This window comes from Rhodanobacter sp. FW510-R10 (assembly GCF_058781105.1).
Window position 1 is genome coordinate 119,668 of sequence record NZ_JBYSWL010000002.1, and the last position, 23,446, is coordinate 143,113.

The window sequence follows — 23,446 nt, forward strand, 5'->3', positions numbered from 1 at the left end:
CAAGAACGAGGCAAGCATGAGTCACACAGGACGTCGAGAGCTGACGGAGGAGCAAAAGGCCGTCGTGCGCCACACGGCCGGCCACGCGCTGGTCGAGGCGGCGCCGGGATCGGGTAAGACCACGGTGCTCGTTGCTTACCTGCGCCGCCAGGTGAAGACTGGCGGCAATCCGAGCGGCATGCTGGCGCTGATGTTCAACAAAAGCGCCCAGCTCAACTTCGAGGCGCGCCTTCGTCGTGCGCTCGGTGAGGGGCCGGTTCCGGACGTCCGCACGTTTCACTCCATCGGCAACCGCATCCTCGCGCAGCTCGTCTCCGGCGGCATGCTTCCGCGGGAGAAGCTGGAGACCTCTGGCAAGAAGGCTGACGCGTTCGCACGTCGCGCACTCAAGGAAGCGTGGTCTCGTGCGGGAGGCTCCTTTCCACCATCACAAGCCCAGCACCAGGGATTCAGCCAGTTCATCACGCTGGTCAAGGCCGACCTGCGCCCGCCGGCAGAGATCTTCGAGGAGAGCGGTTTCACCGCCGACTGCCGGGCGTATATCCCGGCTTTCCAACTGCTCCTCCAGGATCAGCTCAAACGCAAGGTCGTCTTTTTCGACGATCTGATCTATCGCCCGATGATCTTTCTCGACGCGCACCCAGAGCTGTGGTCGATGTTCGCAAACCGCTACGACCGGATCGTCGTTGACGAGTTCCAGGACATCAACCCGATCAGCTTCTTCATGGTGCAGGGTCTGGCGGGGACGCGCGGCTCGGTACTTGGCTGCGGCGACCCCAAACAGAGCATCTACGCATTTCGGGGCGGCAAGGTCTCGCTGATGACACGGCACTTCGAGCAGGTATTCCAGCCGTGCACGCGCTACCCCATGACTCGGACATTCCGGTTCGGTCACGAGGTCGCGATGATGGCAAACAACCTCATCACGCTGAGCGAGGAAAAGGGGCTCGGCCTGGTGGTCGCGGACAACTCGAATCCGAAGACCCGCGTGGAACGCGTGCCTCTCAGGAACGGCAAGGATTCGGGCGTGGTGGAACTGCTGGCACCCTATGAGCACGCCGGCTGCCTGCGCAACACCGCGATGCTGGCTCGCAATTTCAGTCACCTTGTACCGTTCGAGATCGAGCTGGCCGAGGCCGGCGTGCCGTATCACGTGTACGGCCGCGAAGGCCTTCTGTTCCTTCCCGAGATCGCCGCTCTGGTCTGCGCGGTCAGCCTGGTCGCCGGTCGTTGGATCATCGAGCCGGAGGATCGCGTCCACTTCATCTTCTCCTTGCTCACCACGCCCAGCCCCTTTGTCAGCTACGAGGTTCTGGGTGAAGTGGCCGAGGAGATGGAGCCGTTGCTTGAAGGTCCGGAGCGGACCAACCTGCCGGGTATGCTGGCGAAGACCGCGGCCGCCATGCGTTCCAAGAATCCGCGCGGGGCCCAGAGCCTTGACGAACGCGCCGATGCGCTGCGCCTGCTGGTGGGCGGCACGCTGGCGCAGGCGCCGGCGGCGACGATCGTGCGCGCCTACATGGCCCACACCCGCATGCGCGACGTGATCGAGCGCGCCGCACCGTCGCCGGAGCAGGCTGTCGAATCGCTGGCCAACCTCGACGCCTTCGTGAAGCTTGCCGAGCGAGCAGGCTCCATCGACGAGTTTTTGGAAGTACTCGGCCCCATGGCGGCGCATAAGGGCGATGAGCCACCCGTGAGCGACCACGTGATGCTGACGACGCTCCATCGCAGCAAGGGCCTGGAATGGCCACTGGTCATGATGGTCGGCCTCACCCGAGGGGTATTCCCCAGTTCCGTCCCGGACAAGGATGCCGACGAGGAACGCCGACTTTGCTTCGTGGGAATCACCCGGGCCATGGAGCGTCTGGTGCTCTACCACCCAGACGACGTCACGCTCGACCGGACGGTCAAGGAGCTCGACTGGCATCATCGGCCGAGCGACCAGACGTCGGCCAGCCCGTACCTGTTCGACGGCGACCACGGACCGGTGCAGGTGGCCGCCCGACTGCTCGAAGCGGGAGCCACGGGAACCATTGTCGTCCGACAGGATCGGGCGATGACGGACTACATGCAGGCACTGGGCGTACCGATCACAATCCAGCTGACGCCCGAAGCGCAGGCGCGCCAGGTGCGCGAGGCGAGCGTGGCCGATTGCGGGCAGATCCCGAAGGGCCACAAGCCGCACAAGGGTGAGGCGTTCTACCACCCCGAGCACGGCACGTGCGAGGTGGCGGAGATCCTCTATCCGCCCGTCTACATGATGCGCCGGCTGGACAACGATGAACGTTTCAGCTCCGTGGTCGATCGTGCGAGCGGCTGGGTCATCCCGGCGGCGCTGACGCCGGCGCCTTGAGCAGTTGAAAGAGAGGCACCAGGCTTCCAAAAGTCGCCCGATCTTTTGCCCGCATTTTTCTGCGTTACAACTCGGTTGTCGCACCACGCGAGACTACCGCCCGGTAGCCTCCCGAACGCCAAACCGTGAGGACAGCCATGACCACGACCCTGACCGAGTTCAATGCCATCGCCGCCAAGGCTGGCCAGCCCGTCCTCAGCCACCCGGACGCATTCATCGACCTGCGTACCGTGGTAGGCGGCGACCTGGACGATGTGCTCAAGCTCGCTGACAGCGGGAACGAGCAAGGCATGAAGTGGCTGACGCGCTACATCACTGCAGCCCGCTTCCTGGAGACGCTGTTTCGGATCGGCTTCGGTGACGCCGGATTCCACCAGGCCTTCCGCGTGCTGATCCAGCAGGGGCCGGAGCGTGTCCGCAACGTCGCGACGGCGGCTCTGCGCGGTGACGGGACGGCCAAGCGGGACATCAGCCAGTGGCTTCTCAATGCGGCCCATGGCTCCGATCGCCCGTGGTCGCCGACTGCGCCGCGCCCGAGCGCAGCGAACCGCCAGGACTCCGAGCCCGCGAACAATGTGGCCGTGCTTTCGCGGCACAACCGCGCGATGCCGGCGCCGAACACTCCGACAGGCGAAGTGAGGCGGGCAAACGCGCCCGCCGCGCAGGATGCACCGGCGACCCGGCGCCCGGAGCAGGGCGAGCGCCCGGCGGACAACCCGCGCCAGAACGGACACCCGAGTGCCCAGGACCGACGCCCTGACCCTGTCCGATCGCCGCCGCCGTCGAGTCGGCCGGAGTCTCCATTCCGTCCGTCTGCCCAACAGGAGTCGACGCGAAACGCACCAGCGCCGCGCACACCCGAACGCGGCGAGCCGCGGGAGTACGACTCCACTCATGTCTACGGCGGCCGCGCCGCGCTCGAGTTCCAGGCCAGCACCACACGCGGCAACAACCCGACCGTCCAGATCGACGCCGCGACCGGCTCCAACAAGGTCTACAACTGGAAGGACAAGATCGTCTTCCAGCTGACCAAGGTCGAGATGCAGCTCCTGACCGCGCTGTTGTACGGCCATCTGCGCAAGCTCCACCTGTCCGGCCACGACGACAAGTGGCTGAACGTGGAGCACCAGGAAGGACAGTACGCCGGCACCATCAAGTTCACGATGGGCAAGGGCAAGGCCGACGCGTTCAAGCCGCGCACCGTGCAGCTGAGCTACGCGGACATGGGCGAGGTCCACAGCCTGTTCATTCGCCAGACGTCGACGCTGCTCAAGGTCGGTCCGCTTCTGGTGGAGCGTGTCGTCAAGCAGGTAGCCGCGTCCTACTCGGCCCAGCAGGACGCGCGCGGCGGGCAAGGTGGAGGGCAGGGCGGCGGGTACGGCGGCCGTCAGGGTCAGGGCGGACAGGGCGCCCCGCACCAACGCTACGCCAATGGATAAAATGCAAACACACAGGGAGTGCAAATGAGCCGAGCCATCCTCACCATCCAGCCAGCCGCGGTCTCTGCCGCCGGGGACGAGCTCCTGGCCAAGGCCCGCCGCATCGCGCGCGCGCTGGTAGAGTCACTCGATACCGTGGAGCGCGCGCTGCAGGACGTTCATTTCCTGCTGCTGACCACCGCGCAGGGCCACGCACGGTTCGTCCAGACAGTGCCTGACCAGATGGGCGTGGAGCGCATCTTGAACGCCGTCGAGGGCGCAACAGGACGTCCGTACTGTGTGGTGGCCAGCGCACCAGTCGCCGATGGCAGCGGTGCTTGCATCCTGTTCCACCTGCAGGAGCCAAACGGCCACGCGGCGGTTCACATCGGCGAACTGGCCACCACTCAGGACGGCCCGACCATCAGCGCCACGACGATCCTCCAGCCAGGCCAAACCGTCGCTCTGCCGTATTCGATCGCTGGCTCGGCACAGTCCACGGCGCCCAGCGGAGCGCGGCTCCACTGAAGAACGAGGTGCGCGGAAGGGGGTATTTCGACGCGCGCACGGCGACCCGGAAAGGCATGCTGCACGGATGAAACGTCACCAGACCTCCATCATGCTCGGGCTGGCCCTGGGCATCGGGCTTCTCGCCTCGCTCCATGCGTACGTCGGCCATCGGGACGCTGACACCAGGACGCTGCCCGGCGCAGCAGCCGCCGAGCCGAGCACCGCCCCACCCGCCGTCACCGTCGGCTTCAGTCCCGGCGACGCCGAAGCGGTGGTTGTGCGCACGATCGCCGGCGCCCAGACCTCCGTCCGCCTGGCCGCCTACAGCTTCACCAGCAAGCCGATCGCCACGGCCCTTGTCGCAGCAAGCAAGCGCGGCGTGGAAGTGATGGTGGTGGTGGACAAGAGCCAGCGCTCCGAGCGGTACACATCGGCCACGTTCCTTGCGAACATGGGGATTCCCGTCCGCGTCGACTCGCGCTACGCGATCATGCACAACAAGTTCATGGTCGTGGATGGTCACACCGTCCAGACCGGCAGCTTCAACTACACGGCCTCGGCGGCGCGCCGAAACGCTGAAAACGTCATCGTGGTCGCCGGCGCACCGGACATGGTCTCGGCCTACGATGCCGAGTGGCGCCGGCTATGGAATGAGTCCGAGCCCTATGGCCCCCGGTACTGACGTCAGCCCCATGCAGGCCAGCACCACCACGCCGGACGCCGGCCTCGCGGCCCTCGCTGCTTCCCTGGACGCCCTCTATCTGAGCCATCTGGACCGGATGCAGGCGAGCGCGGAGGACGCCATTGCCCTCACAGCCACGCTGGGCGGGATGGGCTATCTGCCAGGGCAGACCTCGATGCTCACCAACGCCCTCGAACGCGCAGCATCCGCGCAGGACATCTTCCGGCAGCTGGCCAGTCTCCTGATTCTTCGCGCGCGGCCGACGCTCGATCCGACCGGCCGCAAGACCGGCGTGCCCGTGGAGGATCTGATCGACTGGACCGGCCAGCCGCCGCGGCACACACTCAGTGCACTGGAGCACGCCGTCCAGAAGATCCACTACGCGCGAGGACACTCGCTGACCGAGTTCCTGCGCCGTGTCGTCGTCCGGCTAACCCCCGAGAGCGTCCCAGAGGACGCGCGCAAGCAGGCCGCCGAGGAGCTTATCTCCAGCGTCGGCATGCGCATGCCAACGGCTTGGGTGCTGTCCTATGGCCACAGCGACTTCGGCACCGTGGTTTTCAGCCACCTGAGTCGACAGGAACAGGAGATGCCCTGGCACCTGACGCCCGCACAGGCGGTAGGGATTGACCGCGCCCTGATCGCGATCGCCACCATGTGTGCTGTGTGCGGGCAAGAGCATCATGCGGCGAGCGTCCAGGATGCCGGCAACGCGATCATCAAGCGACTGCGCTACACGACGACGCAATACGGCGACGGCGACCTGCATGCCATCGGCACCGCCGTGCGCCTGATGCTCCACCGCGACAGGATCGCCTTCCACTTGGCGCCGGATGTGTGGGACGTGGCGCGGGGTGTATTGGAGGAGCACGTAGAGGGTCTGAAGCTTGTCGTATCAAGCTAACCGGGTGCACGCGGGGCGGTTTGGTGACCGCAAAAACGTCATGCAGGCTGGAGGCGTCGCCACCACCGCCGAGCCCATGAACGCACAACTGCACGATTTCCCTTCATCGTATGAAGAGCCCACCCGGGCCATTCGCGTTCCGCCCAACTCCCGCGAGGCGGAGCAGGCGGTGATCGGTGGCCTGCTGCTAAGCACCGAGGCGGGTGATGCCATCGCCGGGATCGTGTCCGCCGACGACTTCTACAGTCGCGACCACCGAGTGCTGTTCGAGGCCATCAGCGACCTGGCCGAACAGGGCACGCCGGCCGACGCCGTGACGCTGTCCGACTGGCTGGCGAGTCACAAGGGTGCGCAGGGAATCGACCCGAGCTACGTCATCCACCTGGCCAACGTGACCCCCAGCGCCGCAAACATCGTCGCCTACGCCGAGATTGTTCGCGACAAGGCGACGCTGCGCCGCCTGGCCGACGCCAGCACCAAGATCACGCAAAGCGCCCTCGCGCCGTTCACCGTCGACGCCGGCGAAGTCGTCCAGCAGGCCGAGCAGGCGATCTTCAAGATTGCCGAAGGCAATACCACCGGTCGAAAGGAGATCCACAACTCCAACGACATTACGAAGCTGGCCTTCCAGCTGATCGTCCAACGCTTCGAGAATCGTGGCCAGCTCACCGGCGTCGCGACCGGATTCACGGACCTGGACAGGGTGACCGCCGGCCTGCAACCGAGCGATCTCATCATCGTTGCCGCGCGGCCGTCTATGGGCAAAACGGCCATGGCGCTCAACATCGCCGAGTCGGCTGGGCTCACGACCAAGAAAGCTGTCCTGGTCTTCTCCATGGAAATGTCGGCATCCCAGCTGGGCCTGCGACTGATCTCCTCGATGGGCCGCATCGACGCGCAGCACCTGCGCACCGGCGATCTGTCCGAGGAGGACTGGCCGCGGGTCACCGATGCCGTGGCCAAGCTCACCAGTGCGAAAATCTTCATCGACGACACGCCGTCGCTATCACCTGGCGAGCTGCGCTCGCGGGCGCGCCGCATCCACCGCGAACAGGGCGGCCTCGCGCTGATCGTCATCGACTACCTGCAGCTGATGCAGGTCCCCGGCAGCTCGGAGAATCGCGCAACGGAAATCTCGGAGATCTCGCGCAGCTTGAAGGCGCTGGCCAAGGAACTCGACGTCCCAGTGGTTGCCCTGTCGCAGCTCAACCGCTCCCTGGAGCAGCGCGCGGACAAGCGCCCGGTCATGTCGGATCTGCGCGAGTCCGGCGCGATCGAGCAGGACGCCGACGTCATCATGTTCATCTACCGCGATGAGTACTACAACCGCGACTCTCCGGACAAAGGATTCGCGGAGGTCATTGTCGGCAAGCAGCGCAACGGGCCTACCGACACGGTGAAGTTGGCTTTCCTGGGCAGGTACACTCGCTTTGAGAACGCACACTATGGAGCCGTGGATTCCTTCACGGCGGGGTTCTGACACCACGGACAGAACTGCAGCGACCGCAAAAAGGAGAAATATATGGGAACGCCCCTACCGTTCGACTATTGCCCACAACCCGACCACGTTCGAATCGCGCTGTACCAGATGGCTAGAGGTCGAAAGCAGGTTTGGCAAACTGCCAGCCTTGCGTGCGCCCTCGGTGTGGTCGCCTACTTGGCAGCGATCTATGGCACCGGCGTCATTCCCAGTTGGGTCGGTGATAGCGTGGCTCGCGCCGCCTGTGTTTTCGCTCCCTTCGTTCTGCTCCTCAGCACTGCGCTGATGACGTTTGCGCGAGGATTGGGCATAGATCCCCCTCTTGATGCGATCAAGCTGTTGTCGACCGAGCAGCTTCGAGAGCTCGCCGGCCTCGCCAGCACTTATCCGGCGATTGGTTCGGCTGTGGCCCGCTGGAACAAGTCAGGTGTCACGCCCACGGTCACCGATTTCATCGCGTGCGTTGAGTATGCAAGGGAAGCAGACCGTCACGACGCGATGCAGCGATTGAGCGACATGGGCAGCGCCGCATGAGGCGACAAACTCAACCCACCTTCGAGGCGCGATGGCTTCCACGCGATGGCGGTCCCCGCGCTGGCCGTCGAGGGGAGATAACGCGTGCGTGAGATCAGACCACGCAACCGGACGGGATGGGTGTTGTGGCTTGGCGTGGTTGTCGGAATCGGCGTAGGCCTCGGCGTGGGGTCGATGGTACGAGGCGCTCACTGTGCGGATGGGACGGACTCAAGTGCCATCGGCCGGCGCGGTGCCTGCTCGCATCACGGCGGGGTGACCTCCGGCTGGACGTTCCTAGGCATTCCTGCCGGCCTCTTCGCCGGCGCTGGGACGGTCGCGATGATCGAGGCGCTGATGGCGCGGCGAGCGTCGCGGCGCCGGGACGTCGTCCTCAAGCAATGGGAGCAGGTGGGAAGTCCATCGACACCGGTCAGTGCAGCATCGCTGGTCAGGCGACCTGGTGAGGACGTTCATGACTTCCTGCGCCGCGTGATGGCCGCTGGTCACTGGGTGACGTTCGACTATCGCGGCGAGAGCGAAACCGAGCCGGGCGAGCGAACGGTGCGCCCGCGGTGGATGCAGCTGGCTGAGGTGGCGGGGGGCCGCACACTTTGTCTCGTGGGCGACTGCCGCGTCGACGGGCAGCGCATGTTTGCGCTATCGCGCATGGACCGGATTCGTGCGGTGGAGCCCGCGCCTGCCGCGTGATCCAACGGCGGGTGCCACGGTAGGCTCCGGCGAAAGCAATGCCGCCAATGCCCCGCTTTTGAACCACTGATGTGGCCGTCGGTGCGTAGTGTCTACGGCGTCGCGCGACCTCGCGCATCACCGGCCCCGTGTTCATGCTCCACCTGGTTCGATCTCCCGCCCCCAAGCGCCTCACCTTGGCGGTTGCGGCGTTGCTGGCGGCCGCCGGCGCGCAAGCCACGGATCTTCGGTACACCTTCGCCAGTACCGACTTCAAGAGCCTGGGAGCCGCCGAAGCGGCCATGCGCGCGGCGAACCCGAACTGGGACGCCGCCCTGTCCCTGTGCAAGGTGTCTCGGGAGAGCTCGGCCACCGCACTCGCCTACTGCACGTCGCAGCAGCTCGGTACCCCGTGGATCAACATCTACAGGACGCCCGGATCGACACGTTTCTAAGCGGCTACTCCGGTGGAGTTGCCGGTGCCTATGCCGGTGTCGGGGGCGGCGTGGCCTGGTCACCTGGCAACGGGACAGCAACACTCATTGGCTTTGGTGCAGGCGAGTCATTCCAGTCAAGCTATAAGGCTGGTGGCGGCCCTAACTGGGGATATACCGTGATGACCGGTCAAACGGGAATAACCTGGTGAGGAGGATTTAACTATGTTTGGTGCAGGTGGAACATCCCCGAAAACTAAGAGCCAGAAAATCGTCTGGTGGCTGGCATTTAGTAGCCTTTCGCTGTTCGTCCTCTATGTCCTGGTAAAGAACCTGTGAAGTGTGCCAATGCTAGGCGCTCGGATTGAGCACGCACGCACAACTGCTACGACGCCTTCGCCAAGTTTCCCGCAAGACGCAGATCGTCGCCGGCCAGGCCAGCGTGCTCGGCTACGGCTACACCGCGGCCGGCCGGCTCGCCTCGATCACCTACCCGAGCGGCGCGCGCGTCGACTACACGCACGATGCGGCCGGGCAGGTGACCTCGGCGACGCTGCATCCGGCCGGCGGCGGCACGCAGCCGATCGCCACCGACGTGCGCCACGCGCCCTTTGGGCCGGTGGCCAGCTACACCCTCGGCAACGGCCAGACGGTGGCCCGAGCCTTCGACGCCAACGGGAACATCTCCGCGGTGGCCAGCGCCGCGCTGGATCTGCGCTTCACCCGCGACGTGCTGGGCAACATCACCGCGCCGCCCGGCGCGGACGCGGAAACCTACAGCTACGACGCCCTGCAGCGGCTCACCGCCGTGCGCAGCGCCACCGGCGCGGTGGTCGAGGCGTACACCTACAAAAAGACCGGCGACCGACGGTAACCGCCTCCCTCGAACGTGTCCTTTCGGACTTTGCCGGGACGCCCGCGCGGCTATCGTGATGTCCATCGCGCCAATCCTTCGAGGCTCCAATGCAGACCAAGCTCTATGTCGTTGACGATGTCCGGCCGGCCGCTGCGCTCACACCGCAGGCGGTGACGCGGCGGCGCAAGCAGCTCCGCTCGATCGACCGGCGAGTCTTTCAGGCTCGGAACGCCATTTCCGGGCCACGCACCGGTTACGCGGTTTCGGTGGGCCTTTGCACTGGCGCTGCGCTGCTCGGCCTTGCCACGTTGATCGACCGGTCTGGGTTCCTGGCGGTGCTCGGCGTATCCGCCTCGGTTCGCGCCGGCATCGGCTATCTTCCGTTGCTGGCCGGCTTGGTCACCTGGGCCTACCTGCTGCGCTGGGGAGCCTACCCGACGAGCTGGACAACGCTGATCGACCAGGAGCTGGCCGCCTACGATCCGGTGGACGTCCGCGCCTACCGAAACCTCCAGCAACGCACGCGGGAAGCCGGCCACCTCGACCTCGACGAAGTGAGCGTGTGGCGGGCGGTGGAGTGGGGCGCGCTGGGCCTCGCCAGTGACCGGCTCACGCCTCCGAAGAGCTCATTCACGAGCAAGACGGTTTAAGGAAGGAGCGTCTCCGGCGCGAGCGCTGGTGATAGTTTCCCGTAACCCGGCGCCGTGCGACGGGCACAAACGTTCACCGCTGTGGCCAGCGCTAACGCGAGGATTCATGGCGTCGCCACGAGGAATGGGGCAGCATGAACGACCAAGCCTGCGCGGGCGGGCGCCCAACATCTGGATCTTTCCATGTGCTACTCCGCCGAGGTCATCAGCGACTGGCACCGGTACGAGCGACTTGGCGGCTCGCTTGTCCTCAGCGCCTTCGTCAAACTCTTCTGGGCACGCAACAAGGCCGGTGACTGGCTGAAGGTCGTCCCCAAGGGTATGAGGGATAGCTTCATGGAGCCGCGCAGCGCCGGAGAGCAGTCCGCCAAGGATGCGGCGCTCGAGGCCTACCGCGATGTCGCGCGAATCCTCGAGCTGGAGATCGCCGAGCAAACGGAGCGCCTCACCAAGGCCGAGGTCGTGCTCGCCTCGCCGAAACCCACCAAAAAGGCAGCCAACGAACAGCGCATCGCGTCCAACAAGATCGCTGCGGCCAAGGCGAAGCTGGACGAACTCGGCACCGCGGCACAGTCGGACGGTTTCGATCGCATCTGGCCAGGGCACTATGCGCCCGTCTTGATTCGCGACCCGGCCACCGGCGAGCGGCAGATCGTCCCGATGCGGTACCGCTGCAGACTTCCAGGATGGACCCGTGCCACGGAGTTGGAGAAGCCCGGCGCGTACAACGCCCGCAGAGACAAGCTCTCGACCGTGTGGCGTCAGCTGTTCGGGAGGAACCACGGCGTCGTCGTGGCGACCCGCTTCTATGAGAGCGTCTCGCTCCATCGCCTTCAGCAGCGCGAGCTTGTCCCGGGCGAACGGGATGTTTCCGTCGAGATCGTGTTCGAGCCGGAGCCTCGGCAAGAACTGTTCCTGGCGTGCTTGTGGCGCTTCGCCGAGGCAACCGATGACGAGCCTGATTTCTACTCCTTCGCCGCGATTACCCGAGACCCGCCACCGGAGGTCGAGGCCGCCGGACACGATCGGTGCATCATTGCGATCAAGCCCGAGAACCTCGATTCCTGGCTTGACCCGGCACCGGGGCAGCTGGCGGATCAGTACGCCATCCTGGATGACCCGGTGGGCGCCTACTACCAACACCGCCTGACGAAGTAGGCGACACCCGTTCAGGCAACGCCCTTGGCAGGGGTACGGCCGAGATACGCGCAAAAATAGGACACTCCGGCCAAAAAACAATTTCAATCCAAGAAGTTAGCCCAAGAACCTATTGACGCCAAAGCTGGCGCGTACTTCGCAACAGCAGTATCAAGATACCGGGTCTCGGCGAGACCCTTTTTCAACCTCGTCGCGCGTATCGGAGGTACTGACGTCGCGCAGTCGAGCATATGTTTCTTCCAGCACGTCCAACCGTGCTTGGCTGGCGGCGCACTGGGTCTCTGCCTGTCGCCGATGATCCCGTTCAGTGGTCAGTTGAGTTTCGGCCGCCGCGAGCTGGGCTTGCAGGTGCACCTGCCCTTGTTCGGCCTGGGCCAGCCGCATCTGCAAAGTCGGATGTTCCTTGGCCAGCGGCAGATTCGCGTCGTAGGCGTGCTGCAGTTTCTGATGCTCGGTGCGGAACTGCCGAAACTCCTTGTCGAGCTGATTGATATGCTCGGTCATCCGGGCATTGTCGCGGTTGAGCTGCAGTAGCTCGTGACTCTTGCTCGTGATGGTGTCGTTGGCTTGTCGAAGCTCGACCTGTAGCCCCTGCACCTGGTGTTCGTGCCGGCGCTGCTCCTGGTCGCGCTGCTCCTTGACGGCCGTCCGATAATGCTCCAAGGCATCGCGGGCATGCTGGTGTTTGTCTTCCAGCGACTGAATGTGCGCTTCGTGCTCCGTCAATCGCGCGGTCATGCCGGCGACCCGCTCCTCCAGCTGTTGGACGAGGGGTTTGGGGAGCAATGGAACGGAAAACCGGGATAAGGATAAATATTCTTTGTCTGTCATGGATTTAGGGTCGTGCCCGGATATGGGAAAAATTGGGTCATAGGCCTCAAACATGGCTTACGCATCCCGCTGCTTGCCCCGCTTATTAGTCGATGGAAAACCCCCGGCTCTGCCGGGGGACTCTCAAAGTTTGACGGCTCCGGGATTTCGCTCCGCGCTGTGTTGCTTTGTGCTCTTGATCTTCGCCGATTGCGAATAGGCCCCTTTGAGGGGCCAGCAATCGTAAAGCCCCCGGCTTTGCCGGGGGATACTTACTTCGAGCCGTCGCCGGCGATGCCTGCTCGGCCAGCTAAGCAGTAAGGCGCGACTCGGCGGCGGTAGCCCGAGTTTCAAGCGACCGCATGGCTAATTTTGCCCAACCCCCAAAAATGTAAAGCGCGTCTTTCGATGTTCAATGTTGCCGGCGTTTTCGAGGCGGTGCAGGTGTCTGAGTTAACCGAGCCTCTGCGGCTTTCGCCCGGGCTTCGAGCGACTGCACCGCCGTGCCCATCCCTTCCAATTGACCGCGAACTGCGGCCAACTCGATGACCATCCGATCCCGCTCTGCGACAGTAGTGGCCAGTGCTTCAAGGCGGATATCACGCTCAGCCAACTCGCGACGATGGCGCCCTGCATCCAAGCGTAACTCCGCCAAGCTGGCCTGCTGCTGTTCCAGTCGCTCTCGCGCTTTGGTCAGCTGGTTTTCCGCGCGCCGCTGGCCTTCGCGTGCGGCGTCGATCTCCTGCAGCATGCGTGCTTGCGCGATCTCCAGTCGCTCATTCGCTTTATCGCGTTCGATCTGGAAAGCCGCATCTCGGCTCGAGATCGCGGCTTGGAATTCCTCGGCCTGTTCGGTTTGAGCTTGACGGATACGTTCGATCTGTTCAGCCGTCTCGGTCTGCAAGGTGATGAACCTTTGTTGCAGCGCCTGCCCATCCTGCAGAGCTTGGTTCTTCGCACCCATCTCGGTCTCCACACGCGCTTGCTGCGCGGCAACTTCATGTCGAAGTGTTTCGCACTGTTCGGTCAGTGCTGTCGCCATCTCCATGGCATCGGCGCGCGTTTGCAGGGCTGCATTCCGCTGCTGCTCGGCCTCCGCCAAAGCGGTCTCCAAGGCGCCCCGCTGTTCGGCAAATACCGCTTCGCCCTGCTCGACAGCGGACACCCACAGGGTGCGCATCGCATCGGCCACAGCGGCCGGGAGATCGGCGCCGAGGGCGTCCGCTTTTGTACGTTCGTCCTTCCACAGCTTCAACTCGTCATTGATCGTCGTGCGGCTGCCCTGCTGGATGGCCGTATAGATCTGGTCGACCGTGATTTCGTGGGGTCGTTTGCCGCCGACAACGAGCTGGGCAGCGGCTTCGCGGGTACGTTGGCGGGTATCACTGACACGGCTCATGGGCATTCTCAGTTGCTGGCGGGTCAATTTCGCAGGATATGAATCATGTATATCATAGTATTACGTTATATGTGTAATGATTAAATCAAGAAAGTTATGATAATCCCTATAATCGAAAGTAATTCAGCAGTACGCTGGTGGTCCCGCGGCATTGGACATCGGAAAGCATGACTGAACATCCTTTGAGCCTCGCCGTACCCCAGGCCCTGCCTCCTGTCCTGTCGGGATGCGCCGGAACCAACCGTGCTCCGGCGAACGTGGCCCGACAGATTGCGGCCAATGACGACGTGGCGGCGATCGGCCTGTGGCTGGCGGAATATCACGACTCGCCCCATACCTTTCGCAGCTACCGCAAGGAGGCAGAACGGCTGCTGCTCTGGGCCACGCAAATACGTGGCAAGCCGGTGTCGAGCCTCACCCGCGAGGATGTGATCGCCTACGAAGCATTTCTCTGCCATCCGCCCGCCACTTGGTGCGACGACAGTCTGGCCCGTCGTGGTGAGCATCGGCGCCTGTTCACGGGACCATTGGCCGAGCGCAGCCGACGTCAGGCCTTGGGCATCCTCGCAGGGCTGTTCAACTATCTCGTACGCGCCGGCTATCTCGCCGGCAGTCCGTTTGTGCTGCAGCGGCGACGGGCGCGTCGCGGGATGCCCCGTGCTATCGAGCGCTATCTGGACCGATCCCTTTGGGACGACGTGCTTCACAGCATCGACGGTTGGCCACGGTCGACGAACCGGGATTGCCAACGCTACGAACGCGCTCGTTGGGTACTGCGTTTCCTGTACGAAACGGCTTTACGGGCTTCCGAGGCCGCCGCGGCCTGCGAGAGCGATTTCCAGCGCGTTCGTGGTCGGTGGTGGCTCCATGTCGTGGGCAAAGGCGGCGTCGAGGGTCAGATCCCCCTCAGCGACCATCTCATGGAGGATTTCGCGCGCTATCGCGGCTTCCATGGGTTGCCGCCCGCGCCGGCCGACAATGGCAAGATACCGGCCATTCTGGGGATCGCCGGCCGCGCTTCTGCGCTCACTCCCACGGCGATCTATCAGATCGTCAAGGCCACCTTCCGGCATGTTGCGGATACGCTCCAAAAGGAAGATGCCGCCAAAGCCTCCCGAGTGCGGCGGGCGTCGACTCATTGGCTACGGCATACGGCCGCCACGCATCAGGCCGAAGACGGAACACCGATCCACCACATCCAGCAGAATCTTCGCCACAGCTCGATCGGCACGACATCGATTTACCTCCACGCAGAAGAAGATTCACGGCATGCAAGCACAACGAGAACGCGAGCCGACGCCTCGCAGCAAAGAGAAGGAGACCTGCCATGACTGACCCCGACGATCGTTTCGGCATGCCCGCCAGTGCTTTCAAGGCGGCCAGGGAAAGTCATGGGCTGGATAGCCCCGTTTTTCGGGCGGGCATGTATGTACCCACCCGGCATGAAGTGGCCACGTTGTCTGCCACCCAACTTTTGCCGATCGTGATCGACTGGATGTGGGAAAGTCCGTCCGAACTGATTCCAGACAATAAACAGATTGGGGAACTTCGCGCCCTGCTGGCGGCCCGTCCTGATGCGGATGAGCCGACACTGCGAGAACTCATCACCGCGTGTGATGATTATTTGAAAATTTGATAGCGTGCTTTTTTCAACCGGGTTCAGTTGGAAAATTCGTCCAAAGGGTGCGGTTGTTTAGTTCGCCTTCGGCAGGCCTTCGCGGCCGGCGGCCAATTCGCTGGCTGGCCATATGGTCAACCACACGCCACGAAACGGCTGTACATAAAGAGCTATACGTCGATCGAGAGATGTCACCGTGGCTGGGTAGCTCACGATCCATCCTCGGGGATGTGCCTTTGCCCACACTTGCACCGACTCGCCTTCGGACAGCTGCGTCATGGGCCGTGTCAATCGGCCCAGAAAGTCGAACTGACCGTCGTACGTTTCCACATTGGCGATGGGTCTGCCCTGAGCTTCGGCACGTGCCAGTAACACCGCCGCCGGCTTGAGATCGAAAGCCGGCCACCAGGTGAGCGTGAATAGACCGTTGGCGGCGACGGCACCCACAAGGCCCACCAAAGCAATGCGGTGCAACTCGCCCCTTCTTGGCAGAAGCAGGCCACCGAGCAAAATATAGAACACGCCGAACGCGCTGCTGAAAGCCCCCAGCGTGGCGAGCTGCGGATCACGGACTACCCCGCGCGCAATGAGCTGCGGAAGTGCAAACAGGGACAGACCAGCTCCCACGGACAAGAATGCCAACGGCCACGGACCGAGCCAACGGCTCCTTCCCGGAGGAGCATGTTTCCGAGCCACGGCGGCGGCGAACAGCAAGGCGAAACCCGCACATTCCGGCAACAGGTAATACGGCTGCTTGCCGCTGATCAGCGAGAACACCAGTAACACCGGACCCAGCCAAGCGAACACGAAACGCAGTCCTGGTTCGAACGGACGCCGCAGGGCCCCTAGTGCGAACCACAGCCTCGGCCATAGCGCGAACGGAAACACCAACAGCGGCAGTAGCGGCAGGTACCACCAGAGCGGTTTCGCATGCGCGAACGCTTCCACCACGCGCCCTGCCGTCTGGTGGAACAGCAATTGCTCGCGATAGGTGGGGCCACCGATCGAGGCGGCCGTGAGCGCCCACGCTAGCAGCATGCCGCATCCGAGGTTCGGCCGGGATTCTGGAAATTTCCGCAAAAAGAACCATAAGCCGTTGAGCCTACAAAGCAAATTTGATGTCTTTGGCCATCGCGCTCTTGTACCGATCCAAGTCCAATGAGTAATGGCCTAGCCGGTTGATATGCTCGCGCCGGTATGGCGAAAGCCGATTGAGCAACTCTTCGCTGAGTGGCACGCCCTGCTCTTGAAGTCCTTTCAGCGTGCGCGACATCGTGTGGACGTTGTGCAGGATCACCATGTTGGCCACGAGGTGGTTGTACTTCACGACCTTTCGCTGCTCGTGGCGGATGTTTTCCGCAATGATTCCGTCATTTGCGAAATGCAGCCACTGGGCGAAGTCGTTGAACTGCTCGCTCTTGTTCGTCGACTGGTGGATCACGCGGCGCAGCTCGACGTCGTTGATGTAGTTCAGCAAGAATCGGGTTCGTATCGCGCGTCCGAGCTCGCGAAACGCGAAATACAGCTTGTTCTTCCGGCTCGCCACACCCAGGCGCCGGAGGATCATCGAAGGGGTAATCCGCCCCGCCTTGATCGAAATGGCCACGCGCAGCATGTCCGGGTAGTGGCGCTCGATAAGCTCCCAGTTGATCGATTCGGTGAACAAGCTATTGATGTGCCCGTACTTGGTTTTCCGATCGGGCTTGTAGAACACCAATTGCTTGATGCCACGGATGCGTGGCATGAGGCGAATACCCAGCAGGTGCGACAAGCCGAACACGGGCGCACTCTGAGCTTGGGTATCACCGTGGACCGTGTCCGGCTGCACGTTAGATTCGTTCTTGATCAGGCCGTCAAGGATGTAGACCGCCTCATGCACACCACACGGAATGAAATTGCTGAAGAGCGCGATGTACATGTCCGAGACGTGGTAGTAGCCGATGCCGCCGTAGCCACCGTAGCGAATGTGGTACTCCGACAGCAGGTTCTGCTCGTAGATGCTCCACTTCGTGCCATCGGCGGAGACGTGTTTCCCTGTCCCCCAGAATTTTGGCAAAGCGAAGGTGTTGAAGGCATTGATCACTCGCACGATCGCCTTGTCCAAGCGTTCCTCGGTGATGTGGCGAAGGTTGAGCCAGGCGACCTGTTTGCGGCTCAGCCCCTGCACGGAGCGAGCCGTCTGCGTGGGGCCCAGATTGCACCCGTAGCAGAACAAGGTCGTGATGAAGCGCTTGCGCGGGTCGTCGATCTTGGCTTCGAAGCCAGACAGTGGCCCGAACAGCCGGTGCAGATCGAGCCACTGCTCGGTCTCGGTCAGTAGATCCAGGATGTTGACGGACGGCAGCTCCTCCTTGAGTCGCGCTTCCAGCAGGGCCAGTTCCGGTGGATCCTGTTTACGATCAAGCCGCTGGATCACCAGACCGTTTTCACCGATCCGCACGAATTCGTTCTCGGGGAAGCTGTCGTCGACATGCTTGGCTAGCGTCGACATCTCCGCTTTGAGCTGCGCGACAAAGCCGGCACCGTCCTTGGGCAGTGAGGTGATGTCGCAGTAGCGGCTCAATTCACCACCGTACTCCTCCCAGGACACCAGGTGTTCGCGGTAGTCATCGAAGTCGTTGCTGTGTGCGGAATACAGGTCGCCGGACTGCAGGTCTTTCATGATCGACATGCAGATGAAGAGTTCAAGGTATTTTCGGTGGATCCGAGACTCGCCCTCGGGCGACGCCACCGCGATCAGGCGATACCAGGCATCGGGCAGCCAGCGCTTCAGGTCGATCCCGTTGGGAAGGTGCGCGGGCTCAAGATGTTCGCGGCGTGCCGTGCGCCATTCGCGGATCCAGGCGACGGCTCTTACCAGCGTATCGTCCTGTGAGCTGGACTGAAGTTCGAGTACGTCCAGGCACTGATACAGCAACGCCCGCTTGTCGCTGTAGGGTTTCAGCATGAAGGGCAGATAATTATTCCCCGCAAAGGCGGCATGCTCATCGCACTGGATGATCCATTGTTCCGGATCGTCGCCCAGCACCCGCTCCATGTTTTCCACACGCTTCTTCGCCGACTCGCCCTCCTGCATGGCAGCCAGCACCTCCCGAAACTGGCCAATCAGACGATCGGTCTGCTCGGCATGGTCCAATCGGTATTGGCGCAGCCGCTCCTCGGCCTGGTTGTCGATGCCATGCATGATCTTGATGAAGATGCTTGCGACGTCGTCAGTGGCTTTTTCCAGCTGCGACTGGATCAGCAGCACGGCCAATGTATGGCGCTTGAGCGGCTTGACGGTGCGGATGTCCTTGGCGTCCAACGCACGGGCTTCCAGCATCATCTGGTGGCGTTTGGTCACCGCCATCTCGCGGGTATCGGGCAGCCCGTGACCCAGGCTCTTGAGCCAGCGAATGTGCTCAAGGAATTTGGCTACCTCGCGAACCGTAGGCCTTTTCGGCTCGCGTTTGAGTTGATCCCAGAGGGTGATTCCCCGTCGCTGCAGGAGGAGATCGTCGAGCATCTGGCGCTGGTCGGCCGACAATTGCCCCGTGACCGATTTGAAGATCGCCGTGTTGACCGCGTTGCGCGCCGCCCGTGCTGCGCGCACCAGTTGGGTGAATCCGGGCAACTCGTACTTCTGCCGGACCAGTTCCTCGATGAGGACATTGATGATGTCCTCCAGTTCCTGTTTGGTCGCGGCCGCCTCGCGGGCGATCTGATCCAGCCAGGGCCAATCGGCATCCACCAACCGTCGCACACCAACGAAGTCACGAATCTTCCGCAGATGCAGCGAGCGGCTGCCTGATGCGTCGTACGCCTTCAATGCGCGCACGGTGGGGATGCGCATCTGAGCGCTGCCGCAGACATGATCAACAATCGCCCGCGGCAACGTTGACAACGGCTCGAAGTATCCCAAACGCTGAAGGACCTTGAGCTGGATCAGCAACAGTGCCTGAGTGGGCTTGCGTGCGGAGACGCCTATGGCAAACGCGCACTCGTCAGCGGTAGGTGTGTAGATGGCCGTCAAATCGCGGGCGCTGAGATCCTTTTTCAATTGAGGATAGGCAGTGTCCTGAATCGTGCTCATGCGGGTCCGCTAGGCGACGTGTCTGTCGCGGCCAAAAAGATGAAATTTAGAGCAACTTGATCCCGAAGGGCTTGACGGCCAGTGCGAAAGCACCAAAGCACACCACGGTGATGACAGCACTCAACGCCAACGCAGGCCAGAAGCCAAAACGCGCAAACAGGCGCGGAAAGACCGGGAACATCGGCAGCGTCGGCACGACATACCAAAACGTATACGGGCGAGCACTTCGACTATGAAGGCTGGCGTTTTGAGATCGTCGATATGGCGTCACGGCTATCGAACTCGGCGGACGCGGCTTCCATGGACGACGCCGACTGACAATACCGGCCGCCATGGACCGACGTCCCTCAGGGACGCGGCTGCATGACGCGCAGTGCGGTATGCCCCTGCAGGTCCTTGAGGGGAAAGTAGGCGCGATGGGTAGAAGGGTCGACGGCGACCACATGCGCGTGCGGCCCAAGCATGCCCTCGCCGAGCTTGGTCACGCCCGCCTGGGTCACGGAGAACAGCGAGACCACCCCGGATTCGCTGGCGATATACAGCCAGCCCTTGCCGGCATCGTAGGCCAGCACGTCCGGATCATCGCCGACCTCGAAGGAGGCCGTGACGCGGCGGCTCGTCAGGTCCAGCACCAGCAGTTTGTGGTTGTCCTCGCAGGCGATGAATGCGAGCCGCTGCGGCGGCACGATCTGCAGACCGTGATTCCCTTTCGCACCGGGCAGGTCGATGCGTGCGACCACCTTGTCGGTGGCCGGGTCGATCTCGACCAGCTGTCGCCGCGTCTGCACGTTGGCGAAGATGTGTCTGGAAACGGGGTCGTACTGGGTGTTGCCCACTTCGCCGCCAAGCGTAATCGTCGCGACGCGCTGATTCGTGCGCACGTCGATCACCGTATCGGTCGCGCCGTGCTCATCGGAGACGTAGAGCTTGTGCTGGTCCGGGACATAGGCCATGCCGTCCGGATACACTCCCGCCGGTGCCCGCGCCACGACCTTCAGACTGTTCGCGTCGATCGCGACCACTTCGTTGGTCCCGGTGGCTGAGGCATAGACGCGCCCGAGTTCCGGGATCGCCAGTACCCCGTGGACCTTGCTGATATCAGGAATTCGCGTTACCACCCGCTGCGTCTGGGTATCGAACACGATGACGGCACTGTCGCCCAAGTGTGCAATGAACAGCAGGTGCCGTCCCGGGTCGTAGCTTGCATAGTCCAGGCGCGTGGTCTCGCCGCCGAGAGGTATATCCGCCACCTTGGTGAGCGGCAGGGTGTTGGAACCCACTGGCCCGGCGCAAGCGGTAGCTGCCACCAGGACGGCCACCAGTGATCCGATACCGCGAAGCAAGGTCGGCGTGCTCATACGTACTCCATCGATCCGGATGATGATCAAGAGCCCGGTGGCCAGCGATGCGTTTCACCCTGACCATGCCGGCACCAGGCATACAACGCGTCGTAGATCACCAGCCCGTGCTGCAGCATGGTGTGGTCGTTCTCGAACACCCGCGACAAGCCCAGCGAGATGGCGTACAGCCCGGCGGATTGAGGGGTCAGATCGAGACGTGAGGTGTCCGCGCCACGCACGATGGCGGCGAGCTGCTGCAAAGCGGGGTCATCGAGCGCATAGCGTTTGAGAAAGGCATCAAAACTGCAGAGGTCTCCCACGTGAGACAGCTCGGCGCCTGGAATGTCGTAGGGTACGGCGCCGGTCGCTTGCGCGACAGTGAATACCTGGTCTGTCGGTACGTACAGAAATTCTGGCGTCGCGTCGATGAACCGGGCGATCAGCCAGGGACAGGCAATCCGGTCGATCTTGGGACGTTCTCGCGTCACCCATTGCATGGCCGCACCTCCGCTGGACGGATTTCACGTGGCGCCACAATTATTGTAGAAGATATAACTAAAGCGTAGTGTACGCTACATGATTAATCCCCAGAGATGGCTGATGTTGGTCAGCAGCTTGCCCGGAAAGACGCAGACGGCCCGCATGCGGGTCTGGCGGGCACTGAAGGCGGCGGGCGCCAGCGCCATGCGAGATGGCGTATACGTGCTGCCGCAGGCCGACAACGCCCGTGTTGGCTTCGATGAACAGGCCGCCGAGATCACCGCGTCCGACGGCACCGCGCAGGTCATCGCTTTCGACAGTCAGGACGAGACGCAACAGCGTGCACTCGTGGCGCTGTTTGATCGCGGCGACGAGTACCACGAGCTGTTCAATCAGCTCGATGCGTTTCAGGTCAGGTTGGCGAGCCTGGAGGAGGCTGAGGCGCGGCGCGAGCTGGCCATGCTGCGTCGCGATGTCGCCGCGGTGGTGGAGATCGACTTCTTTCCTGGATCGCCACGGCGCCAGGTGGAGAGTGCCTTGACCGATGCCGAAGCCGCGTTGAACGCGCGGTTTTCGCCGGACGAGCCCCATGCCGCGCATGGCGCGGTGCCGCGCTGCGATCCGGCGCTATACCGCGGGCGCCTGTGGGCTACCCGCGAGCACTTGTGGGTCGACCGGGTAGCGTCGGCCTGGCTGATCCGCCGGTTCATCGATCGCAAGGCGACCTTCGCCTGGATCAAAACCCCGGCAAGCTGCCCGAAGAAGGCGGTCGGCTTCGACTTTGACGGCGCCGAGTTCACCCACCGCGGTGCCCGGGTGAGCTTCGAGGTGCTGCTGATCAGTTTCGGGCTGGGCGATGACCGCGGTCTCGCCCGTCTCGGCGCGCTGGTGCATTACCTCGATGTCGGCGGCGTGCCGGTGCCGGAGGCGGCAGGCTTCGCCGCGATCATGGCCGGCGCTCGTGCGACCCAGCCGGACGATGACGCATTGCTTCGCAGCATCGGCCCCGTACTCGACAGTCTGTACGCCGCTTATTCGGAACCGTTGGCGGAATGAGCTACCGCTGTCGATTCCATTCAACCACCACCCGGAGGTGTCTATGAATACGTCTACCCATGACCACCCGCGAGCCCTTCATGGCCGTCGTTTTCACCGGATGGCCGCGGCCATGCTCCTTGGCTTGGCGCTGCCGGCGCTGGCAGCCGGCCAGCTGGATCCGAAAGCCATTGGCGCGGCCAGTGGCGCGACCGCGACCACGACGCCGGATGGCGTCGTGAAAATTGGCTGGTCGCGTACCGATGTCGCCGTCACCGTGGATGGCATGAAACTGCCGCCGGCGGCGGGCCTGGGCTCCTGGGCCGCGTTCTCACCCATGGCGGGCGGACGTGCCATGGTGATGGGCGACACCGTGGTGTTCCAGGACGAAGTGGACGCCGCGATGGACGCGGCGTTTGCCCACGGTCTCACCGTCACGGCGCTGCACAATCACTTTTTCTACGACACGCCGAAGGTCTACTTCATGCACATCGGCGGCGAAGGCAGTCCTGAAACGCTTGCCGCCGGCGTCAAGGCCGTCTGGACGGCCATTCGCGCGGTGCGCCGCGCGCATCCACGGCCGGCGGCGGGATTCGCGGGGATAACGCCAACCGTCGGGCATATCAACGCGGATGCGCTCAGCAAGATCGTGGGTCAGCCGGCGGTCGACCTTCAAGGGATCGCCAAGATCACGATCGGGCGTACCGGCAGCATGCAGGGCATGCCGGTCGGCGGCTCGATGGGGCTCACCACCTGGGCCGCATTCAGCGGCAGCGACAACGCGGCCGCGATGGACGGCGATTTCATCATGGCCGCCACGGAAGTACAGCCCGTGCTGCAGGCCTTGCGCAAGGCCGGTATCCATGTGGTGGCGTTGCACAATCACATGATGGACGTGCAACCCGACTTGTACTTCACCCACTTCTGGGGCAAGGGGCCAGCTGCGGAACTGGCTCGCGGATTCCGCGCTGCGCTTGATGCGCAAGCCGCGGTCCACAAGCCCTGAGGGGTCGGGTCAACCCATGACCTGGTATGCCAGCC

The 23,446-nt window shown here is 63.3% G+C and carries 22 protein-coding genes and 2 pseudogenes; 17 read left to right on the forward strand and 7 right to left on the reverse strand.

Annotated elements, in window-relative coordinates:
- Positions 1–16: 16 nt before the first annotated feature.
- From AC3WJB_RS15815 to AC3WJB_RS15875, 13 genes and pseudogenes are all read left to right on the forward strand, one after another.
- Positions 17–2,356 (forward strand): ATP-dependent helicase, encoded by a 2,340-nt coding sequence (locus AC3WJB_RS15815; protein ID WP_082824024.1) that lies wholly within the window; start codon positions 17–19, stop codon positions 2,354–2,356.
- Positions 2,357–2,493: 137 nt separating this feature from the next.
- Positions 2,494–3,795: a hypothetical protein gene (locus tag AC3WJB_RS15820; protein ID WP_068098637.1), complete on the forward strand. Its 1,302-nt coding sequence runs from the start codon at positions 2,494–2,496 to the stop codon at positions 3,793–3,795.
- Between the two features lie 24 nt (positions 3,796–3,819).
- Positions 3,820–4,302, forward strand: a complete 483-nt coding sequence (locus AC3WJB_RS15825) for a hypothetical protein (protein ID WP_068098635.1) — start codon at positions 3,820–3,822, stop codon at positions 4,300–4,302.
- Positions 4,303–4,393: 91 nt separating this feature from the next.
- Positions 4,394–4,966, forward strand: a complete 573-nt coding sequence (locus AC3WJB_RS15830; RefSeq protein WP_082824023.1) for a phospholipase D family nuclease — start codon at positions 4,394–4,396, stop codon at positions 4,964–4,966.
- Positions 4,967–4,976: 10 nt separating this feature from the next.
- Positions 4,977–5,870, forward strand: coding sequence for a hypothetical protein (locus tag AC3WJB_RS15835; RefSeq protein ID WP_153037828.1), 894 nt, complete (start codon positions 4,977–4,979; stop codon positions 5,868–5,870).
- 76 nt (positions 5,871–5,946) lie between these two features.
- Positions 5,947–7,350, forward strand: a complete 1,404-nt coding sequence (gene dnaB, locus AC3WJB_RS15840; RefSeq protein WP_068098632.1) for a replicative DNA helicase — start codon at positions 5,947–5,949, stop codon at positions 7,348–7,350.
- A 42-nt stretch (positions 7,351–7,392) separates the two neighbouring features.
- Complete coding sequence (locus tag AC3WJB_RS15845; RefSeq protein ID WP_153037827.1) at positions 7,393–7,884, forward strand: hypothetical protein; 492 nt, start codon at positions 7,393–7,395, stop codon at positions 7,882–7,884.
- 174 nt (positions 7,885–8,058) lie between these two features.
- Positions 8,059–8,136, forward strand: a pseudogene (locus AC3WJB_RS15850) (DUF3761 domain-containing protein); the annotation flags it as partial.
- Positions 8,137–8,205: 69 nt separating this feature from the next.
- Entirely contained in the window at positions 8,206–8,574 is a 369-nt protein-coding gene (locus tag AC3WJB_RS15855) for a WYL domain-containing protein (protein ID WP_153037826.1), read from the forward strand.
- A gap of 134 nt (positions 8,575–8,708) precedes the next feature.
- Positions 8,709–9,008, forward strand: a complete 300-nt coding sequence (locus AC3WJB_RS15860) for a hypothetical protein (protein ID WP_068098626.1) — start codon at positions 8,709–8,711, stop codon at positions 9,006–9,008.
- Between the two features lie 343 nt (positions 9,009–9,351).
- Positions 9,352–9,861 (forward strand): RHS repeat domain-containing protein, encoded by a 510-nt coding sequence (locus tag AC3WJB_RS15865; RefSeq protein WP_068098624.1) that lies wholly within the window; start codon positions 9,352–9,354, stop codon positions 9,859–9,861.
- Between the two features lie 89 nt (positions 9,862–9,950).
- Complete coding sequence (locus tag AC3WJB_RS15870) at positions 9,951–10,493, forward strand: hypothetical protein (RefSeq protein ID WP_068098622.1); 543 nt, start codon at positions 9,951–9,953, stop codon at positions 10,491–10,493.
- Between the two features lie 183 nt (positions 10,494–10,676).
- Positions 10,677–11,651: an SOS response-associated peptidase family protein gene (locus AC3WJB_RS15875; RefSeq protein WP_068098619.1), complete on the forward strand. Its 975-nt coding sequence runs from the start codon at positions 10,677–10,679 to the stop codon at positions 11,649–11,651.
- Between the two features lie 150 nt (positions 11,652–11,801).
- On the opposite strand, the gene AC3WJB_RS15880 is transcribed toward AC3WJB_RS15875, so the two are convergent.
- Both AC3WJB_RS15880 and AC3WJB_RS15885 read right to left on the reverse strand, forming a co-directional pair.
- Entirely contained in the window at positions 11,802–12,536 is a 735-nt protein-coding gene (locus tag AC3WJB_RS15880) for a hypothetical protein (RefSeq protein ID WP_492683322.1), read from the reverse strand.
- A 337-nt stretch (positions 12,537–12,873) separates the two neighbouring features.
- Positions 12,874–13,860, reverse strand: coding sequence for a DNA-binding protein (locus AC3WJB_RS15885; protein ID WP_063090038.1), 987 nt, complete (start codon positions 13,858–13,860; stop codon positions 12,874–12,876).
- 167 nt (positions 13,861–14,027) lie between these two features.
- Between AC3WJB_RS15885 and AC3WJB_RS15890 the strand changes: the two genes are divergently transcribed.
- Both AC3WJB_RS15890 and AC3WJB_RS15895 read left to right on the forward strand, forming a co-directional pair.
- Positions 14,028–15,191 carry a tyrosine-type recombinase/integrase gene (locus AC3WJB_RS15890; RefSeq protein ID WP_027485182.1) on the forward strand — a complete coding sequence of 388 codons (1,164 nt, stop codon included), beginning with the start codon at positions 14,028–14,030 and terminating at the stop codon, positions 15,189–15,191.
- Complete coding sequence (locus AC3WJB_RS15895; RefSeq protein WP_043795550.1) at positions 15,188–15,496, forward strand: hypothetical protein; 309 nt, start codon at positions 15,188–15,190, stop codon at positions 15,494–15,496. The genes AC3WJB_RS15890 and AC3WJB_RS15895 overlap by 4 nt, the downstream gene beginning before the upstream one ends.
- A 57-nt stretch (positions 15,497–15,553) precedes the next feature.
- Here the strand turns inward: AC3WJB_RS15895 and AC3WJB_RS15900 are convergent, their stop codons facing one another.
- From AC3WJB_RS15900 to AC3WJB_RS15920, 5 genes and pseudogenes are all read right to left on the reverse strand, one after another.
- Positions 15,554–16,591: a hypothetical protein gene (locus AC3WJB_RS15900; RefSeq protein ID WP_492683325.1), complete on the reverse strand. Its 1,038-nt coding sequence runs from the start codon at positions 16,589–16,591 to the stop codon at positions 15,554–15,556.
- Positions 16,581–19,550 (reverse strand): Tn3 family transposase, encoded by a 2,970-nt coding sequence (locus AC3WJB_RS15905; RefSeq protein WP_068098909.1) that lies wholly within the window; start codon positions 19,548–19,550, stop codon positions 16,581–16,583. Before AC3WJB_RS15905 ends, AC3WJB_RS15900 begins: the two co-directional genes overlap by 11 nt.
- Positions 19,551–19,596: 46 nt before the next feature.
- Positions 19,597–19,764 (reverse strand): annotated as a pseudogene (locus tag AC3WJB_RS15910) (hypothetical protein); the annotation flags it as partial.
- 133 nt (positions 19,765–19,897) lie between these two features.
- Positions 19,898–20,908, reverse strand: a complete 1,011-nt coding sequence (locus AC3WJB_RS15915; RefSeq protein WP_068098907.1) for a YncE family protein — start codon at positions 20,906–20,908, stop codon at positions 19,898–19,900.
- A 26-nt stretch (positions 20,909–20,934) separates the two neighbouring features.
- The gene (locus tag AC3WJB_RS15920) at positions 20,935–21,387 is read right to left on the reverse strand and encodes a chromate resistance protein ChrB domain-containing protein (protein WP_068098905.1); all 453 of its coding nucleotides are present in this window, start codon (positions 21,385–21,387) and stop codon (positions 20,935–20,937) included.
- Between the two features lie 103 nt (positions 21,388–21,490).
- Between AC3WJB_RS15920 and AC3WJB_RS15925 the strand changes: the two genes are divergently transcribed.
- A complete protein-coding gene (locus tag AC3WJB_RS15925; protein WP_235604421.1) occupies positions 21,491–22,426 on the forward strand; it encodes a chromate resistance protein ChrB domain-containing protein in 936 nt (311 codons plus the stop codon).
- 112 nt (positions 22,427–22,538) lie between these two features.
- Positions 22,539–23,411: a DUF1259 domain-containing protein gene (locus AC3WJB_RS15930; RefSeq protein ID WP_492681599.1), complete on the forward strand. Its 873-nt coding sequence runs from the start codon at positions 22,539–22,541 to the stop codon at positions 23,409–23,411.
- Positions 23,412–23,446 lie beyond the last annotated feature (35 nt).

Bases quoted from the DNA above. Each gene is read 5' to 3' on its own strand.
- AC3WJB_RS15835 (WP_153037828.1), top strand. From the start codon at position 4,977: ATGCAGGCCAGCACCACCACGCCGGACGCCGGCCTCGCGGCCCTCGCT.
- AC3WJB_RS15815 (WP_082824024.1), top strand. From the start codon at position 17: ATGAGTCACACAGGACGTCGAGAGCTGACGGAGGAGCAAAAGGCCGTC.
- AC3WJB_RS15830 (WP_082824023.1), top strand. From the start codon at position 4,394: ATGCTCGGGCTGGCCCTGGGCATCGGGCTTCTCGCCTCGCTCCATGCG.
- AC3WJB_RS15920 (WP_068098905.1), bottom strand. From the start codon at position 21,387: ATGCAATGGGTGACGCGAGAACGTCCCAAGATCGACCGGATTGCCTGT.
- AC3WJB_RS15860 (WP_068098626.1), top strand. From the start codon at position 8,709: ATGCTCCACCTGGTTCGATCTCCCGCCCCCAAGCGCCTCACCTTGGCG.
- AC3WJB_RS15915 (WP_068098907.1), bottom strand. From the start codon at position 20,908: ATGAGCACGCCGACCTTGCTTCGCGGTATCGGATCACTGGTGGCCGTC.
- AC3WJB_RS15890 (WP_027485182.1), top strand. From the start codon at position 14,028: ATGACTGAACATCCTTTGAGCCTCGCCGTACCCCAGGCCCTGCCTCCT.
- AC3WJB_RS15930 (WP_492681599.1), top strand. From the start codon at position 22,539: ATGCTCCTTGGCTTGGCGCTGCCGGCGCTGGCAGCCGGCCAGCTGGAT.
- AC3WJB_RS15825 (WP_068098635.1), top strand. From the start codon at position 3,820: ATGAGCCGAGCCATCCTCACCATCCAGCCAGCCGCGGTCTCTGCCGCC.
- AC3WJB_RS15870 (WP_068098622.1), top strand. From the start codon at position 9,951: ATGCAGACCAAGCTCTATGTCGTTGACGATGTCCGGCCGGCCGCTGCG.
- dnaB (WP_068098632.1), top strand. From the start codon at position 5,947: ATGAACGCACAACTGCACGATTTCCCTTCATCGTATGAAGAGCCCACC.
- AC3WJB_RS15855 (WP_153037826.1), top strand. From the start codon at position 8,206: ATGATCGAGGCGCTGATGGCGCGGCGAGCGTCGCGGCGCCGGGACGTC.
- AC3WJB_RS15880 (WP_492683322.1), bottom strand. From the start codon at position 12,536: ATGTTTGAGGCCTATGACCCAATTTTTCCCATATCCGGGCACGACCCT.
- AC3WJB_RS15885 (WP_063090038.1), bottom strand. From the start codon at position 13,860: ATGAGCCGTGTCAGTGATACCCGCCAACGTACCCGCGAAGCCGCTGCC.
- AC3WJB_RS15820 (WP_068098637.1), top strand. From the start codon at position 2,494: ATGACCACGACCCTGACCGAGTTCAATGCCATCGCCGCCAAGGCTGGC.
- AC3WJB_RS15895 (WP_043795550.1), top strand. From the start codon at position 15,188: ATGACTGACCCCGACGATCGTTTCGGCATGCCCGCCAGTGCTTTCAAG.
- AC3WJB_RS15845 (WP_153037827.1), top strand. From the start codon at position 7,393: ATGGGAACGCCCCTACCGTTCGACTATTGCCCACAACCCGACCACGTT.
- AC3WJB_RS15875 (WP_068098619.1), top strand. From the start codon at position 10,677: ATGTGCTACTCCGCCGAGGTCATCAGCGACTGGCACCGGTACGAGCGA.
- AC3WJB_RS15905 (WP_068098909.1), bottom strand. From the start codon at position 19,550: ATGAGCACGATTCAGGACACTGCCTATCCTCAATTGAAAAAGGATCTC.
- AC3WJB_RS15925 (WP_235604421.1), top strand. From the start codon at position 21,491: ATGTTGGTCAGCAGCTTGCCCGGAAAGACGCAGACGGCCCGCATGCGG.